This is a genomic window from Paenactinomyces guangxiensis, from assembly GCF_016055185.1.
Taxonomy (GTDB): domain Bacteria; phylum Bacillota; class Bacilli; order Thermoactinomycetales; family Thermoactinomycetaceae; genus Paenactinomyces; species Paenactinomyces guangxiensis.
In genome coordinates, this window is record NZ_JAECVR010000016.1 from 1 (window position 1) to 13,695 (window position 13,695).

The following is a 13,695-nucleotide window of genomic DNA, read 5'->3' on the forward strand; positions in this document are numbered from 1 at the left end:
TCCACCCCCTATGAATGATGGATATTCACTTTTCAAAGAACGAGTTTTAACTGGAAATGGATTGTTTTTGAGGATTTAAACTTACTATACGAGGAGGGATTATTATATGATGAATCCAGGGAGCATTGAAAGTGAGTAAAAAAGACCATTGGACACTTACACGGGCAGGGAAAATGGGAACAAATGTGAGTGGCGGAATGATAGACGGTTTTCTGCTTCTGGTATGGTTCGCGGGGCGATCTGAAGATCTTCTTACCTATAAATTGGGAACTTTCGATACCGTAGTGGGGCTTTTTTTAAGAAGCTTTTTAAATGAATGGCTCACTTACTTAGCATTGGGATTACCCATATGGGTTCCGCCCTAACGGAAATTATACTGATGCTATTAATTGGCTCCTGCCTTTTATTTCGTCTAAAGCATATTTGGGAAGCAGTCATGTTAGCCGGGAATCTGGCAGGCGCATGGTTGCTCAATATCACTTTAAAATCTTTGATTCAACGACCCCGCCCCAATCTACAACACCTGATAGAAGTAGATGGATACAGTTATCCCAGCGGTCATGCTATGGTAGCAGCCGCTTTTTATGGAATGATCGGTTATTTGGTATGGTTTAACCTGCGAACGAAGGGGAAACCCTCTTGGTATGAGATTGTCTTCACTGTTCTTCTTATTTTAGCTATTGGAACCAGCCGTGTTTATCTGGGTGTCCACTATCCAAGTGATGTCATTGCCGGCTTTGCAGCCGGGGGAGTTTGGTTGGTCGCCTGCATCAAAGGTTTGAATATACTTCAATATTACAAACGCAATTGATAATCTTCCTGGAATGGTCAAAGTCAGTATGTTACCGTCAGTCCGATTTAAATATAGTTTGTATTGCAAACTAGTTTTAATTAAAATTAGTCAAAATATAAAAAGAGTACGGAAACTGATCCGTACTCTCGCCTCATTAGATCCATTGATTAATGGTTTTTTCGTAATCAACGGTCCCTTTATCGTTAAACCATAGAGCTAGTTCACGCTCTGCGCTTTCCGGTGAATCGGAACCGTGGATAATATTCATTCCAACGCTGACTCCAAAGTCCCCGCGGATGGTACCCGGAAGCGCATCGACCGGGTTAGTTTTCCCCATCATTTGGCGGGCCGTTGCAATCACGTTAGGTCCTTGCCAAACCATTGCAAAAACCGGCCCGGAGGTGATGAAATCAACCAGTTCACCAAAAAATGGCTTCTCTTTATGCTCAGCGTAATGCTTTTCGGCCAGCTCTTGTGATACCATCATCAGTTTGGCACCAACAAGTTGAAATCCTTTCTTTTCAAAACGGGAAACGATCTCACCGATTAATCCGCGCTGAACTCCATCCGGTTTCACCATCAAAAATGTTTTTTCCATAGGATAGTTCCTCCAATTAACTATGTAAAATCGTACTGAAAAGGCTACCAAACGGTGACCATCAAAATTTTATCAAGAGACTATGACAATGACAAGCCTTTTCATAGGACAATCATGGTCATCAAACCGTCCGCCAACCCTCCTCGTTGTTATGACAGATCTCCCACCATATCCTTTTCTGACAGCCTGTTAGTTCTTCAAAATAAAAAGCAGACCCGTCTTTCCCAGGTCTGCTTCAAACCGCATCATCAATAAGATCGAGTCACAATAAACTCCGCAATCATTCGGAGGGATTCCCGCTCATGAGTGAACGGCAAACACTCCAGGCTATTGATCGCTTTTTGCAGATAACGTTTAGATAATTGCAAAGTATATTCCACTCCACCCGTTTTTTGAACAATGGCGATCATCTCTTCAACAGAACCCTCTTTCCCCCGGGAATGAAGATAAGCCAGTATTTTTTCCCGTTCTGAAGGGCTTGCATAAGCAAGTGAATAGATCACCGGTAAAGTAACATTCCCCTGTCGCAAATCACTTCCGGCAGGCTTCCCGAGTGTCTCTTCTTCCCCGGTTAAATCAAGTACATCATCAGTCAGTTGAAAGGCCATTCCCACATAATACCCATAGGCATTCAGATTTCGGACTATTTCCGGAACCGCCCCGCTGACCAGGGCACCCAGCTGGCAACTGACGGCCATCAGAAGGGCTGTTTTTCTTTTAATGCGGTGCAGGTATCTGCGCAAAGATTGATCACTATTATATAAGTCCTTGATTTGCTCAATTTCTCCCTGACACATACGCATAATCGCCGTTGACAAAATTTGCTGTACATCGGGGTTTTTAATCCGGGTAATCTCTTCCAGTGCCCGGGCAAAAATAAAATCTCCCGTATACATGGCAACACGGTTATCCCACTCCGCCTTGACTGTCTTTCGCCCCCGCCGCGTCCGGGCATTGTCGATTACATCATCGTGAACAAGTGACGCCATATGAATCAGCTCCAGCGTAACAGCCACTTGCCGGAGCTTTTCTATCTCATATTTGCCAAAATGCCCGGACAAAAGAACAAATACGGGCCTCATCCGCTTTCCGCCCGCCTTTAACAAATGGCTCGCCGAAGCAAACAATTGTTCATGATTTGTCTGTACCGATTGAACTAACGCTGCTTCCACCACTTGAAGGTCTTTTTTTAGATTGTGGTATATTCCCTGCAAATTCATCCGCTTCACCCTGGTCAACGCATGCCGAGACCGGCAGGCAAGTCCAACATGCAAATCTGCACATCCGGAGGTAACAAGCCTAACTCGGCCCCATAGCGATAATATGCCTTTAAACCCGCAATTTCTTTTTCCCGCAAGTCATAAGATAACCCATCATAATACCGGTCCCAAAACGGTACATCTCCGCCCAATTGCCGCATCGCCTCCCGGATCACCGGCCGTGGGTCACGCTGCCCCTTTTCTTTGGCTTTCATAAAACGAACAAATATTTCTTCCAGCTCGGCAGTACGCGTTTCCGCAATTTCCCGCCGTACTGCCCACACTGCATATGTCATACTCATCCCGGTTCTGTTATACCACTCCTGGCCCAAATCGAGAATCCGGTATCCGGAGTTGCGCCACAATCCTTTTAACGCATCATCTCCGATTAGCAAAGCGGCATCTGCCCGGTTCATCATGTCATCCAGGCAGGGATCCATAGTTACATATTCAGGTTTCGCTCCTGCAAACTTTTCCAGTAAAATCCTGAGCAGAGCAACTGAGGAAGCTGATGTATTCGTCAGTGCAATACGGGCTTGATGTAAATCGGCCAGCTCTTCTCCACGGGTAAACAGAAAGATGGAGCCAACCGGGCCTGTTGCACTGATCGACAGGTCGGGCATCAGAACATAATCGGGGTAGGTCTCTGCATAGGCAAACGAAGAAATGGGACCCATATCGATCTCACCTTTTGCCATCCCCCGGTTTAACTGAGTTGGAACTTGCGGGATCAATTCCACTTGTGTTCCGCGCTGATCAAAATAGTGATAGATAGGCAGGATATTTGTAAAAGAAATCTTGCCAATGCGAATCGGTTTCATTGGCGGCCCTCCCAACGTCTGTACAAATCATGTTTAACTCCCAACAGGTCTAACACTTTCCCCGCTATAAACCGAACCATTTCCTCAATCTCTGTGGGTTGATGATAAAAGGCGGGCATCGCAGGAACGATCGAAGCTCCGTAGCGGGATAACTTCAACATATTTTCCAAATGAATCGAATGGAGAGGTGTTTCGCGCGGAACAAGAATGAGTGGCCTCCGCTCTTTCAGCATCACATCTGCCGAACGCTCCAACAAATTGGAAGAAATGCCCTGGGCAATTTTCGCCAGTGTCGCCATCGAGCAAGGAATAACCACCATTGCATCACACATGAAAGAACCGGAGGCAATGGAGGCCCCGATATCTTTAATGGGATGATAGACTAACGGCCCGGAAAGATTCCCATAACGCTCAAAAAAAAGCTGCTCCCGCTGTTGAACCTCCCACTGATGCTCTTCTTTTAATACCCGCCACGCTGCTTCAGTAACCACTAAATGAACCTCATGTCCCTGTCTCAGCAATTCTTCAAGCAAACATAAACCGTAAGGTGCCCCGCTCGCTCCTGACATAGCTACAATGAATCGCTTTCTGCTCATAGCAGCACATCCGCCATTGTGAAAACAAACACAATTACACTCAAAACTCCATTCATTGTGAAAAAGGCCGTATTGAGCCGTGATAAGTCATCTGCTGAAATTATCAAATGTTCATAGATCAGGATCGCAAGGGCAATGAAAACTCCAATCCCAAACCACAGCTGCAATTGGGTTAACAACAGGAGACTGATCAGCCCCGCTGCGGTTCCCAGATGCATGAGAGAGGAAATGATTAGGGCATTCCTGATCCCAAAACGTACAGGAATGGAATACAAACCTTCCTTTTTGTCAAAGTTGACATCCTGGCAAGCATATATCACATCAAAACCGCCAATCCAAAGTGCCACTGTTACGAACAGGAGAATGGCCGTCAGATCCACTTGTCCCGTTGTTCCCACCCATCCTCCAAGAGGACCGAGGCCGGTAGCGATTCCCAGAATAAGGTGACAGGTCCATGTAAAACGCTTGGTGTAGGAATAGAGCACCAGGAAGAAAACAGCGATTGGCATCAGTTTAACGGCCAGATCATTTAACTGGGACGCAGCCAGATAAAGTAATGCAAACGAAACAACGACAAAGCCCCACACAAATGGAACAGAGACTAATCCGGCAGGAATAGCCCGGTTTTTCGTGCGTGGATTTTTGGCATCTATATGCCGGTCAATCAAGCGGTTGAGGGCCATCGCTGCACTTCTTGCCCCAACCATCGCCAGGGTAATCCAGCCAATCTGTCCCCATGAAGGAAGGTGGCCGTTTACTTCAAGACTGCCAAGTACAGCACCCAGATAAGCAAAGGGCAAAGCAAAAATGGTGTGTTCAAATTTAATCATTTCTAAAATGATCTGTAACTTTTTCAGTACATTCATTTCTCACATCTTCCCTCTTCAATCTTTCGGCTTGCGGCCAATATGGAGAGCGGTAATTCCTCCCGTTAACGGGTAAACTTGCACATCAACCAGGCCGGCCTTTTCATTCATGATTCTTGCTAATTCCTTATAGTCAGGAAAGGTGACAAGAGATTCCGGCAGCCAGCGGTACTGTTCATATCGATCGGCAAACAGCTTTCCAAGCCAGGGAAGCAAGCGTTGAAAATAAACGTAATAGATATACCGAAACACTGGCCAGGCCGGCTTGGACAGTTCCAGCGAAACCACTTGTCCCCCCGGTTTGACAACCCGTTTCATTTCCCGCAGTACATGAACGAAATCAGGTACATTTCGGAGAGCGAAGCCGATCGTCGCATGGTCAAATGTGTTATCCGGAAAAGGAAGTTCCATCGCGTTTCCCTGAACCAGCTCAATTTGATTATTCAACTGACTGGCCCGGATCTTATCTTTTCCGACGGCCAACATATTTTGGCTAAAATCTAAGCCAACCACTTTTCCCGTTTCTGAGGCTCCGGCAAGTGCGATCGTCCAATCACAGGTCCCGCAACAAACATCGATTGCAGTATCACCCGGTTGAACATTCATTTTCTTCATTGCAAACCTTCTCCAGGCTTTATGTCTGCGAAAGCTGAGCAGAGTATTCATACGGTCATAATCTTTTGCGATACTTTCAAACACACTATGTACAAATTTTGCCTTTGTTTCCGCTTCTCGCTTACGCATTCCACTCAACTCTCTTTCACCAGAGAAAGTTCACTTAGCCAGAGAAATTGCGTATTCAGCATCTCCGATAATTTCCGTTTGATATCCTGCTGTTCTATATTCATCAGAGCATGTCCCATCTCTGCCCATGTTTCCCTGATCCACTCACTGCTGCTGGTATCACCGGGATTGAAAGAGTCACTGCAATGCCGGAGTTCATCGAAGAGCATCAGACCCGGAATAATCTTTTTCCAATTGTTTTCCGATTCTTGCCCAACATGAAAAAAATCGGCCAGAGCCGTCAGTAATCCACTGCTAATGGATTGAATTCGCTTTAGTGCCTGGAGGTCAAGAGGCTTTCCCTTACACTGTTCAGCGCGGTGAGTCATCTTTATCTCGTTAATCAAACTGGTTGCTTTTGCTAAACAGTGGATTCCTTCGATCTCCTGATGCTTTGACAGAAGATGATAAAAGAGACTGCTGTAATAATCTCCCGACAGCACCATCAGTTGGCGTTCACGCATTTCCTCAGGTGATAGCTGCTCCGCTAAGGAAACTCTGTCATGGGTGACTAAACCCATTTGCAGTAACGTGGTTGAAACACAAAAAACATGTATACGCTTTTCCGAGACACCCAGTGATCTCAACATCAAATGTAATACGCGCACAAAAAAAACTGGGACAGGAGGCTTCCCGATTGTCTTTGTAACGTAGGATTGACAGGTTAGTTTTTCAATATGATCCATGATATTAATAAATTCTGTATGTATGGACGTCATGAAAGCGTCCCCCCAAAAATGTCCAATAGAGATAAAAGCACTACAATAGTATACCATACTTTTGAGAGGATCGGCACAGGCTCCTCTATTTACAGAAAATGCTGTCTGAAAGCCTGCAGTTTCACCCGAGGATGAAAGACAGCACATTGCTGTAGGCATGCACGAGACGGAGCGGAGACCGCCGAAACGGGAACAATCACCCTGGAATTCGGTACGAACCTCCCGGATGGGAAGTTGCCGTGGAAATGTTAACAGCAGGATTAGAAAGAGAACTTTGTTATTTCAAACATTTCCTCCAAGTATTGTTTCAACGGCAAGCCCCTGGCATTTTTCATGCGGGGGTCCTTTTGAATATGCTGCCGTTTGGCCTCCACCATAAAGCTGGTTCTGTCCGGGTTGTGAATATATAGACGGATCGTCTGTATATTATCCGTCCCCACCAAACTGTTTTTAATGATTTGAAACACCTCCCGGTACATCCCCTCTTCATTGAGATGTGGAGCTTGGACCATTTCAACATAAAGGGCTCCCTGATTCAAATCAACCCGTTTGATCTCCATTTGTACAGACTGGCTCAGCAAAAAATCCACCAAATGTTCCCGATATAACTTTTTTTCTCCATCCTGTTGAAATACAGGAAATTCCGAATCACTGTTCCTCTGATGAGAGAGCATCGGAATCAATGATAAAAGTGAAACTAGCAACACAGATAAGAAAATAGTGGCAAACATCCTCCGGGCAAGTGCTTTCATTCTGATCCCCCTTGTTTCCTCCTGTCATCATTTTATCGATGACCATACAGAAACATGACTGGAAATGAAAGCGGGCTTTCTGTCCTTATTCCTCGGTTTCAACCTGCCCGAAAGGAGTGATGATTGTCGCTTTCCCTCGTACTTTGATGGCTGAGGTGTGTTCGGTAAACTGTGCGACCATTACTTCCCCTTTATCCAGTTTCTCGGAATGATGGAAGCGCGTATCCTTCCCCCTGGTTAAACCAATCACATTTACACCGTTTTCTTTGGCCTTAATAATAATATAATCTCCAATTAGCCCTTTCAAAGGGGTTCCCTCCCATTTCATATATCATCATGCAATTGAAGCGGAGTAAACTTTTCATGTATAGTTTAGCATGGAAATGAACCATTGATTCACCATCAGGCCACAGAATTTACCGCTTCGGATGTTCAGGCCCTTTTCTCTCCAATCGGAGCAGTTAGACATAAAAAGACCCCTCCATAGTGGAAGGGTCTTTAGTTCTTGGTCGGGCTAGCCAGATTTGAACTGACGACCTCTTGCGCCCCATGCAAGCGCGCTACCAAGCTGCGCCATAGCCCGTAAGTTCATAACTTTGTGTGTCGCAGTGACAATTATGAGTATATAACGGGCTGGCAACAGTGTCAAGAGGAAATAGAAAATTATTTTATCCCAATTAAACTTAGTGCTTCTGCCCGAGTGGTTGCCTCCTTGGCAAAAACACCACGTACCGCTGAAGTAACTGTTTTCGCACCCGGCTTTCTCACCCCGCGCATCGTCATGCACATATGTTCAGCTTCCACCACAACGATCACTCCGTGGGGATCCAGTTTGTCCATGATGGCATCAGCAACCGTCGCAGTGATCCGCTCCTGCAACTGAGGCCTCCGGGCTACTGCTTCTACGGCGCGTGCCAATTTACTTAAGCCTGTTACACGACCTCCACGCGGGATATATCCAACATGGGCCTTTCCGAAAAACGGCACCAGGTGATGCTCACAGGTAGAAAAGAACGGAATATCTTTGACCAGAACCAGTTCTTCATGGTCTTCACTAAAAATCACGGAAAAATGTTCTTTGGGATCTTGTCCCAAACCTGAAAATATTTCCTGATACATTCTGGCAACACGTTTTGGTGTATCCAACAAACCCTCACGGTTTGGATCTTCTCCCACTGCCTCCAATATCATCCGCACCGCTTCTTCAATTTTGCGATGGTCGACTTCCATTGATGTTTCCTCCATCCATATCCATTTCTAACAACGGAATATTTGTAGGCTTTTATTTCCCGAACCATTATACCATAATGGAGCTTCCTCCACGACCGCTCCCAAGCGCAAAGGAAAAAGGCCTCCAAAAAGAGGCCCTTTTGAAGCAGGCAATATGTAATTCCACCTATTTTCGATGGCTAATATAGCATTCTGCCTACTTGTTTACTTCTTCTTTCAATTGTTTTCCGGGTTTGAACGCCGGAACTTTGCTTGCCGGAATGTCAATCTCTTCTCCGGTTTGAGGATTACGTCCCTTACGAGCCGCGCGATCACGCACTTCAAAGTTACCAAAGCCGATCAGTTGTACTTTTTCACCTGCACGAAGAGCTTCTGTAATCGCATCAAGCACAGCTTCTACAGATTTTGTAGCATCTTTTTTGGTCAATTCAGCAGCTTCTGCTACCTTATTAATCAGTTCGGTTTTGTTCATAACCGCACCTCCTGTACAAAGTCCACGATTCTTTTCCCTTCATTTCCGGTGATATTCACGAAAACAGGTGAAATCAATACGTGGGACAATCCTATACTAATACAGACATTAGGGAAGTTCAAGGGATTGAAATAAAAAAAGCGCTATGAGCGCTCTTTTCAAAATTTTTACTATAGTATAATAGCGATTAAACCTCCCGAGCCTTCATTGATGATCCTTTCTAAGGTTTCCTGAAGTTTATAGCGGGCATTTTCCGGCATCATGGAAAGCTTCGCCTGGATCCCTTCGCGGACAATTTGGTTCAGAGAGCGGCCAAATATATCTGATTCCCAGATGCGAAGCGGATCATGCTCAAAATCCCGCATAAGATAATTGACCAGTTCTTCACTCTGCTTTTCGGAACCAATAATCGGCGCAAACTCCGAATGGACATTCACTCTGATCATATGGATGGACGGTGCCGTTGCTTTGAGGCGGACACCAAAACGGGAGCCCTGTTTAATCAGTTCCGGCTCATCCAGGGTCATCTCTTCCAGCGCCGGAGCAGCCACCCCGTAACCGGTTGTACGCACCATTTTGACCGCTTCAGCCACTTTGTCATATTCGCGTTTGGCGATACTGAACTCTTGCATGAGTTCCAGCAAGTGATCTCTTCCTCTGATCTCAACACCAACCACTTCAGTCAATACTTTGTCATACAGCTCATCTGGTGCATAAAGATCAATCTCGGCAATTCCCTGTCCCATATTCATGCCGGATAAGGCTGCTTTTTCGATAAATTCATAGTTGTAAAAGTGTCCCACAACCCGGTCTACATCGCGCAGACGTTTAATGTCCTTCACTGTCTCACGGACAGAGTTTTCAAAGTCGCGGCGCAACCAGTGGTCTTCATCCAAAACCATCACCCAGCTGGGAAGATTTACATTCACTTCATGAACAGGGAACTCGTACAGAACCTCTCTCATCACTCCCAGAATATCATCTTCATCCATCGTTGCTACACTGAGGGCAACAACAGGGATATCATATTTTTCGGCGAGTTCTGTTCGCAAAAATTGTGTTTCCTCACTGTAAGGGCGAGTGGTATTTAACAGAAGAATAAATGGCTTTCCTACTTCTTTCAACTCTTGGACCACCCGCTCTTCCACCTCTTCATAAGAGGAGCGCGGGATATCTGTAATCGAACCGTCTGTTGTTACGACAATCCCCAGAGTAGAATGATCCTGGATCACTTTCCTCGTCCCTACTTCAGCTGCTTCTTGAAAAGGGATAGGTTCCTCAAACCAGGGGGTGTTGATCATGCGCGGCCCATTTTCATCTTCATAGCCTTTAGCACCTTCAATCGCATAGCCAACACAATCCACTAACCGAACATTTACATCTAAACCGTCGCCCACATGAATGTTTACGGCCTGGTTGGGAATAAATTTTGGCTCAATCGTGGTGATTGTTTTACCAGCCCCGCTGTGTGGCAACTCGTCAGTGGCACGGGTCCGCTCCGATTCATCACTGATGTTGGGAATCACCACTTGTTCCATGAAGCGTTTAATAAAGGTTGACTTACCGGTGCGCACCGCACCGACCACACCCAGGTAGATGTCTCCGCCTGTTCGTTCTGCAATATCTTTCAAGATATCTACTTTTTCCACGAAATTCCCTCCTTCAAGGTTTCCGTCATGCTGGATCTGTCGCCGGTGCGAAGGCTATCCCCTCCCTCCGGTCCCTTCCTTGGACACTACTAATATATGAGTCCGTCTTGCCAATATGAATCTTTATGAAAAAAAATAGAGCCACCCTGTTCCTCAGCAGCTCTCCTTTTATGGCAACCGGGAGAAAAAACGTGTCTTTTTACGGGAGGATACGGGTTTGGCACGAAAACCGGCAATTTTAATCGAACCGGAAAGACGGCCAAGCAGGAAGATACCCGGGATAACCAACAGATGAAACCAAAAGCCCTCCATCTGCCCCACCCTTTCAAAGCGTGATCCGCCACTCTCACCTAATTTATGAAGGGAATAAAGGGAATATTCTATTTTTGCCTGACCGGTGCAAAAACAGGATCGCCCTCCTCCATTTTCATAGCCGGAGAAAAGGCCGGGACAAAAAATGAATCCTGAGCCAGCCACTCTCTCACATCCTGACCGGCCTCCGGTTTTTTCTGCGAACCTTGAATTTTTTTCATCACTTCCGTTCGGTAGTCTACATACACTTTGCCCTGGCTGTCGACAAGAAGAGGCAGCTGGGTGTCAGTCGAATACGGACTTGGAATCGTAACCGGATCAACCCCCAGTTGGTCAAAGTTGATCGTATAGTAACCGGAGGCTACCTGATCGAGACGCGGGATTTGTCCCTTTTCTTCAACATATCGGTTTACATATGGTTGAACCTTGCTGATCTCACCATCGACACGCAGATCATAAACACGCACGGTCGGCTTTTTTTCCACATTTATGAGGACATACAGGAAGTTGCCCCCCTTTTCAAAAGCAGTTGGCGGAATATCATTCAGGTATCCTTGCAGTGTTTTAAAATTAACCAGATACTTGGTCGTCAGTTTATGTTCATTTTCCGTATACTTGTAAGGCAACTCCTTATGTTCCTTAAAGTAAGCATCTACCGCTGCCTGCACGTTCATGATATGCTGTGGCAATTGCTCAGCATGCTGTCTTCGTTCTTGTGGATACAGACACCCTGATAAAAGGCCCATCATCAACACGAGCCCCATCAAGGCAATCAAACGTTTCATCTTACTCACTCCCCGATCACCTGCCAGTTATAAAATCGCTCTCAGTACGAAAAGCAAAGTAACAGGCAACAACAAAAAAGAAATGGTCAGCAGGAGATACCGAAGCCATTTTCTTTGTTGCCCTCTTCCAATCGCAATTAAAAGATTAATTAAAACTAGCAGAAAAAGAACAATCATTAAGTCCAACTGTCAACACCACCCTTGTCCTCATCTCCATCAGTATAGCAAATCCGCTTCCGCCTACCAATCAGCAGGACATCTGTCCCAGTTCAGATTCGGGCCAAATGCATAATATAAATGGACATCAGCCTGAATGGAGGAAGCCAAATGAAACCTAACACACGAAAAAACGCTTCCCGAAAAAGGTCTAAGAAGACACGCACGTCAAACGCTCCGTCCCCTTTGACCCAACAAACAATCCTACCACCGTCTTTATCTTCAATCAACCTTGCGAAGATTTTAAGTGGCTTCATGACCTTTCGATCCACCGTCAAAGATTTGAGCCATACGATCAAACATGTAGAAACCTTCATGGATACTGCATACCAGATGTTTGAAATTGCATCAAGGATGCTGATACAATCCAAACGAAAAGAGAGATCAAATCCATTCTCGTTCTTGCAGGGGCAGGAACCCCAGCATCATCACTTTGATGATGAAGAGATCCCGGTCATTCATCTGCCCGCTGAAACAAAAAAAGGTCCGGGTGATTTCGGAAACCCTCTCATTCCGCTGCTGCAGAACATCGATCTAAACCAGTTGATGGCGGTGATACAGTCTCCGCTCTTTCAAAAGCTTGTTTCCCATCTCTTTCAAACCAGTAAACCAACCACTTCCTCTTTCTCCAAAAGAAAACAGGGGTAATGCCTCAAGCATTGCCCCTGTTTTATTCCCATTATCCTCTGTTAACTGATTCCCTTTTCCCTGATTCCGGTGCTCAAGTTTATGGATAATGGTTGAAGCTATTACAGAGTATGAACAGTCAAGAAACCTTGCAACAGGCAAAGAGCCCAAATGGCTTACCAACCCTGGATTATTTCTTCCAGTTCTCCGGTTCTGCCCCGGGTCATGAGGTCTTTCACTGCCTGTGCCGGGTCTTTTCCTGTAAAAAGGACAGCATAGAGCTGTTCAGCAAGGGGCATTTCAACTTGATAATTTGCTGACAAAGCATGTGCGGCCTGTGTTGTTTTTACTCCTTCAACAACCATTCCCATCTCCTCTAACACCTGCTCCAGCTTTTTTCCCTGGCTGATCATATGACCTGCCCGCCAGTTTCGGCTGTGCCTGCTCGTACAAGTAACCACAAGGTCACCTACCCCCGCAAGACCGACAAAGGTGATCGGCTTGGCTCCCATCGCTGAACCAAGACGGGCGATTTCTGCCAGTCCGCGGGTAATCAAGGCCGCTTTGGAATTGTCTCCAAACCCCAAGCCATCAGCCAGCCCTGACGCCAGGGCAATAATGTTTTTCAGTGCACCCCCCACCTCAACGCCGATGATATCCGGGTTTGTATACACGCGAAAATAAGAATTAATAAAAATGGCTTGCACCCGTTCAGCCGTCTCCTGGCAAACAGAGGCCACCACAACGGTGGTCGGACATTTCTGAATCACTTCCTCCGCATGGCTGGGGCCGGACAGAACAGCTATTCGCACCCCCTGTTCAGGAGGCAACTCTTCTTTTAAAACTTCCGACATCCGTTTCCATGTTCCCACTTCAAATCCTTTGGAGGCGTGTACGACAAGTGCATCCTTCTTCACCCAGGGAGCTGCTTCCCCGGCAATCGTGCGCATCGAATGGGAAGGAACCACGAACAGAATCATATCCTTTCCCGTAACCGTATCAGAAATTGATGTAGAGGCGGTAATTGCCTCCGGAAGCATTACTCCCGGCAAATATTTATGATTGGTATGGGAATGATTGATTTCATCTGCGACCTCGGTTCGCCGTGCCCATAAGGTCACATCACAACCATTTTCCGCTAATACAGTTGCAAGAACAGTTCCCCAACTACCGGCGCCAAGTACAGCTACTCGTTGATCCATTTTTCCTTCTCCCTT

20 protein-coding genes and 1 tRNA gene are annotated in these 13,695 nt (G+C 46.0%); 3 read left to right on the forward strand and 18 right to left on the reverse strand.

Going from position 1 to position 13,695, the window contains the following annotated elements; translation table 11 throughout:
• The first annotated feature begins 131 nt into the window (after positions 1 to 131).
• Positions 132 to 365, forward strand: a complete 234-nt coding sequence (locus I8U27_RS14240) for a hypothetical protein (protein WP_181753216.1) — start codon at positions 132 to 134, stop codon at positions 363 to 365.
• Positions 366 to 436: 71 nt separating this feature from the next.
• Entirely contained in the window at positions 437 to 811 is a 375-nt protein-coding gene (locus I8U27_RS14245) for a phosphatase PAP2 family protein (RefSeq protein ID WP_181753218.1), read from the forward strand.
• A 136-nt stretch (positions 812 to 947) separates the two neighbouring features.
• Here I8U27_RS14245 and ndk read toward each other — a convergent pair whose 3' ends face one another.
• The 17 genes from ndk to I8U27_RS14330 form a co-directional block, all read right to left on the reverse strand.
• Positions 948 to 1,391, reverse strand: coding sequence for a nucleoside-diphosphate kinase (ndk, locus tag I8U27_RS14250; RefSeq protein WP_181753220.1), 444 nt, complete (start codon positions 1,389 to 1,391; stop codon positions 948 to 950).
• Between the two features lie 248 nt (positions 1,392 to 1,639).
• Positions 1,640 to 2,611: a polyprenyl synthetase family protein gene (locus tag I8U27_RS14255; protein ID WP_181753222.1), complete on the reverse strand. Its 972-nt coding sequence runs from the start codon at positions 2,609 to 2,611 to the stop codon at positions 1,640 to 1,642.
• Positions 2,612 to 2,625: 14 nt separating this feature from the next.
• The gene (locus tag I8U27_RS14260) at positions 2,626 to 3,471 is read right to left on the reverse strand and encodes a menaquinone biosynthetic enzyme MqnA/MqnD family protein (protein WP_181753224.1); all 846 of its coding nucleotides are present in this window, start codon (positions 3,469 to 3,471) and stop codon (positions 2,626 to 2,628) included.
• Positions 3,468 to 4,067 carry a UbiX family flavin prenyltransferase gene (locus I8U27_RS14265; protein ID WP_181753225.1) on the reverse strand — a complete coding sequence of 200 codons (600 nt, stop codon included), beginning with the start codon at positions 4,065 to 4,067 and terminating at the stop codon, positions 3,468 to 3,470. Before I8U27_RS14265 ends, I8U27_RS14260 begins: the two co-directional genes overlap by 4 nt.
• A complete protein-coding gene (locus tag I8U27_RS14270; RefSeq protein ID WP_181753227.1) occupies positions 4,064 to 4,933 on the reverse strand; it encodes a UbiA-like polyprenyltransferase in 870 nt (289 codons plus the stop codon). The genes I8U27_RS14265 and I8U27_RS14270 overlap by 4 nt, the downstream gene beginning before the upstream one ends.
• Before the next feature lie 18 nt (positions 4,934 to 4,951).
• Entirely contained in the window at positions 4,952 to 5,677 is a 726-nt protein-coding gene (locus tag I8U27_RS14275; RefSeq protein ID WP_181753229.1) for a demethylmenaquinone methyltransferase, read from the reverse strand.
• Between the two features lie 5 nt (positions 5,678 to 5,682).
• Positions 5,683 to 6,435, reverse strand: a complete 753-nt coding sequence (locus I8U27_RS14280) for a heptaprenyl diphosphate synthase component 1 (protein ID WP_181753231.1) — start codon at positions 6,433 to 6,435, stop codon at positions 5,683 to 5,685.
• A 260-nt stretch (positions 6,436 to 6,695) separates the two neighbouring features.
• Positions 6,696 to 7,187 (reverse strand): hypothetical protein, encoded by a 492-nt coding sequence (locus I8U27_RS14285; protein ID WP_181753233.1) that lies wholly within the window; start codon positions 7,185 to 7,187, stop codon positions 6,696 to 6,698.
• An 85-nt stretch (positions 7,188 to 7,272) separates the two neighbouring features.
• Positions 7,273 to 7,515: a trp RNA-binding attenuation protein MtrB gene (mtrB, locus tag I8U27_RS14290; RefSeq protein WP_181753236.1), complete on the reverse strand. Its 243-nt coding sequence runs from the start codon at positions 7,513 to 7,515 to the stop codon at positions 7,273 to 7,275.
• Between the two features lie 178 nt (positions 7,516 to 7,693).
• Positions 7,694 to 7,770 (reverse strand) — tRNA-Pro (locus I8U27_RS14295).
• Positions 7,771 to 7,850: 80 nt separating this feature from the next.
• Entirely contained in the window at positions 7,851 to 8,417 is a 567-nt protein-coding gene (gene folE, locus I8U27_RS14300) for a GTP cyclohydrolase I FolE (RefSeq protein ID WP_181753238.1), read from the reverse strand.
• A gap of 196 nt (positions 8,418 to 8,613) precedes the next feature.
• Positions 8,614 to 8,889 (reverse strand): HU family DNA-binding protein, encoded by a 276-nt coding sequence (locus I8U27_RS14305; RefSeq protein ID WP_181753240.1) that lies wholly within the window; start codon positions 8,887 to 8,889, stop codon positions 8,614 to 8,616.
• 170 nt (positions 8,890 to 9,059) lie between these two features.
• Complete coding sequence (gene spoIVA, locus I8U27_RS14310; RefSeq protein WP_181753242.1) at positions 9,060 to 10,538, reverse strand: stage IV sporulation protein A; 1,479 nt, start codon at positions 10,536 to 10,538, stop codon at positions 9,060 to 9,062.
• Between the two features lie 168 nt (positions 10,539 to 10,706).
• Entirely contained in the window at positions 10,707 to 10,850 is a 144-nt protein-coding gene (locus I8U27_RS14315) for a hypothetical protein (protein ID WP_181753244.1), read from the reverse strand.
• A 68-nt stretch (positions 10,851 to 10,918) separates the two neighbouring features.
• Positions 10,919 to 11,635 (reverse strand): DUF3939 domain-containing protein, encoded by a 717-nt coding sequence (locus I8U27_RS14320; protein WP_181753246.1) that lies wholly within the window; start codon positions 11,633 to 11,635, stop codon positions 10,919 to 10,921.
• 27 nt (positions 11,636 to 11,662) lie between these two features.
• Positions 11,663 to 11,821, reverse strand: coding sequence for a hypothetical protein (locus tag I8U27_RS14325; RefSeq protein WP_181753248.1), 159 nt, complete (start codon positions 11,819 to 11,821; stop codon positions 11,663 to 11,665).
• A gap of 83 nt (positions 11,822 to 11,904) precedes the next feature.
• Positions 11,905 to 12,108 carry a hypothetical protein gene (locus tag I8U27_RS14330; RefSeq protein WP_181753250.1) on the reverse strand — a complete coding sequence of 68 codons (204 nt, stop codon included), beginning with the start codon at positions 12,106 to 12,108 and terminating at the stop codon, positions 11,905 to 11,907.
• Here I8U27_RS14330 and I8U27_RS14335 point away from each other — a divergent pair.
• Positions 12,107 to 12,499, forward strand: a complete 393-nt coding sequence (locus I8U27_RS14335; protein WP_181753252.1) for a hypothetical protein — start codon at positions 12,107 to 12,109, stop codon at positions 12,497 to 12,499. The two genes, I8U27_RS14330 and I8U27_RS14335, sit on opposite strands and share 2 nt — an antisense overlap.
• 155 nt (positions 12,500 to 12,654) lie before the next feature.
• On the opposite strand, the gene I8U27_RS14340 is transcribed toward I8U27_RS14335, so the two are convergent.
• Positions 12,655 to 13,680 (reverse strand): NAD(P)H-dependent glycerol-3-phosphate dehydrogenase, encoded by a 1,026-nt coding sequence (locus tag I8U27_RS14340; protein ID WP_181753254.1) that lies wholly within the window; start codon positions 13,678 to 13,680, stop codon positions 12,655 to 12,657.
• Positions 13,681 to 13,695: the final 15 nt, after the last annotated feature.

Coding starts and splice junctions, on each gene's coding strand:
- I8U27_RS14245 (WP_181753218.1), top strand. CDS start 437: ATGTTAGCCGGGAATCTGGCAGGCGCATGGTTGCTCAATATCACTTTA.
- ndk (WP_181753220.1), bottom strand. CDS start 1,391: ATGGAAAAAACATTTTTGATGGTGAAACCGGATGGAGTTCAGCGCGGA.
- I8U27_RS14255 (WP_181753222.1), bottom strand. CDS start 2,611: ATGAATTTGCAGGGAATATACCACAATCTAAAAAAAGACCTTCAAGTG.
- I8U27_RS14260 (WP_181753224.1), bottom strand. CDS start 3,471: ATGAAACCGATTCGCATTGGCAAGATTTCTTTTACAAATATCCTGCCT.
- I8U27_RS14265 (WP_181753225.1), bottom strand. CDS start 4,067: ATGAGCAGAAAGCGATTCATTGTAGCTATGTCAGGAGCGAGCGGGGCA.
- I8U27_RS14270 (WP_181753227.1), bottom strand. CDS start 4,933: ATGAATGTACTGAAAAAGTTACAGATCATTTTAGAAATGATTAAATTT.
- I8U27_RS14275 (WP_181753229.1), bottom strand. CDS start 5,677: ATGCGTAAGCGAGAAGCGGAAACAAAGGCAAAATTTGTACATAGTGTG.
- I8U27_RS14280 (WP_181753231.1), bottom strand. CDS start 6,435: ATGACGTCCATACATACAGAATTTATTAATATCATGGATCATATTGAA.
- I8U27_RS14285 (WP_181753233.1), bottom strand. CDS start 7,187: ATGAAAGCACTTGCCCGGAGGATGTTTGCCACTATTTTCTTATCTGTG.
- mtrB (WP_181753236.1), bottom strand. CDS start 7,515: ATGAAATGGGAGGGAACCCCTTTGAAAGGGCTAATTGGAGATTATATT.
- folE (WP_181753238.1), bottom strand. CDS start 8,417: ATGGAAGTCGACCATCGCAAAATTGAAGAAGCGGTGCGGATGATATTG.
- I8U27_RS14305 (WP_181753240.1), bottom strand. CDS start 8,889: ATGAACAAAACCGAACTGATTAATAAGGTAGCAGAAGCTGCTGAATTG.
- I8U27_RS14315 (WP_181753244.1), bottom strand. CDS start 10,850: ATGGAGGGCTTTTGGTTTCATCTGTTGGTTATCCCGGGTATCTTCCTG.
- I8U27_RS14320 (WP_181753246.1), bottom strand. CDS start 11,635: ATGAAACGTTTGATTGCCTTGATGGGGCTCGTGTTGATGATGGGCCTT.
- I8U27_RS14335 (WP_181753252.1), top strand. CDS start 12,107: ATGACCTTTCGATCCACCGTCAAAGATTTGAGCCATACGATCAAACAT.
- I8U27_RS14330 (WP_181753250.1), bottom strand. CDS start 12,108: ATGAAGCCACTTAAAATCTTCGCAAGGTTGATTGAAGATAAAGACGGT.
- I8U27_RS14340 (WP_181753254.1), bottom strand. CDS start 13,680: ATGGATCAACGAGTAGCTGTACTTGGCGCCGGTAGTTGGGGAACTGTT.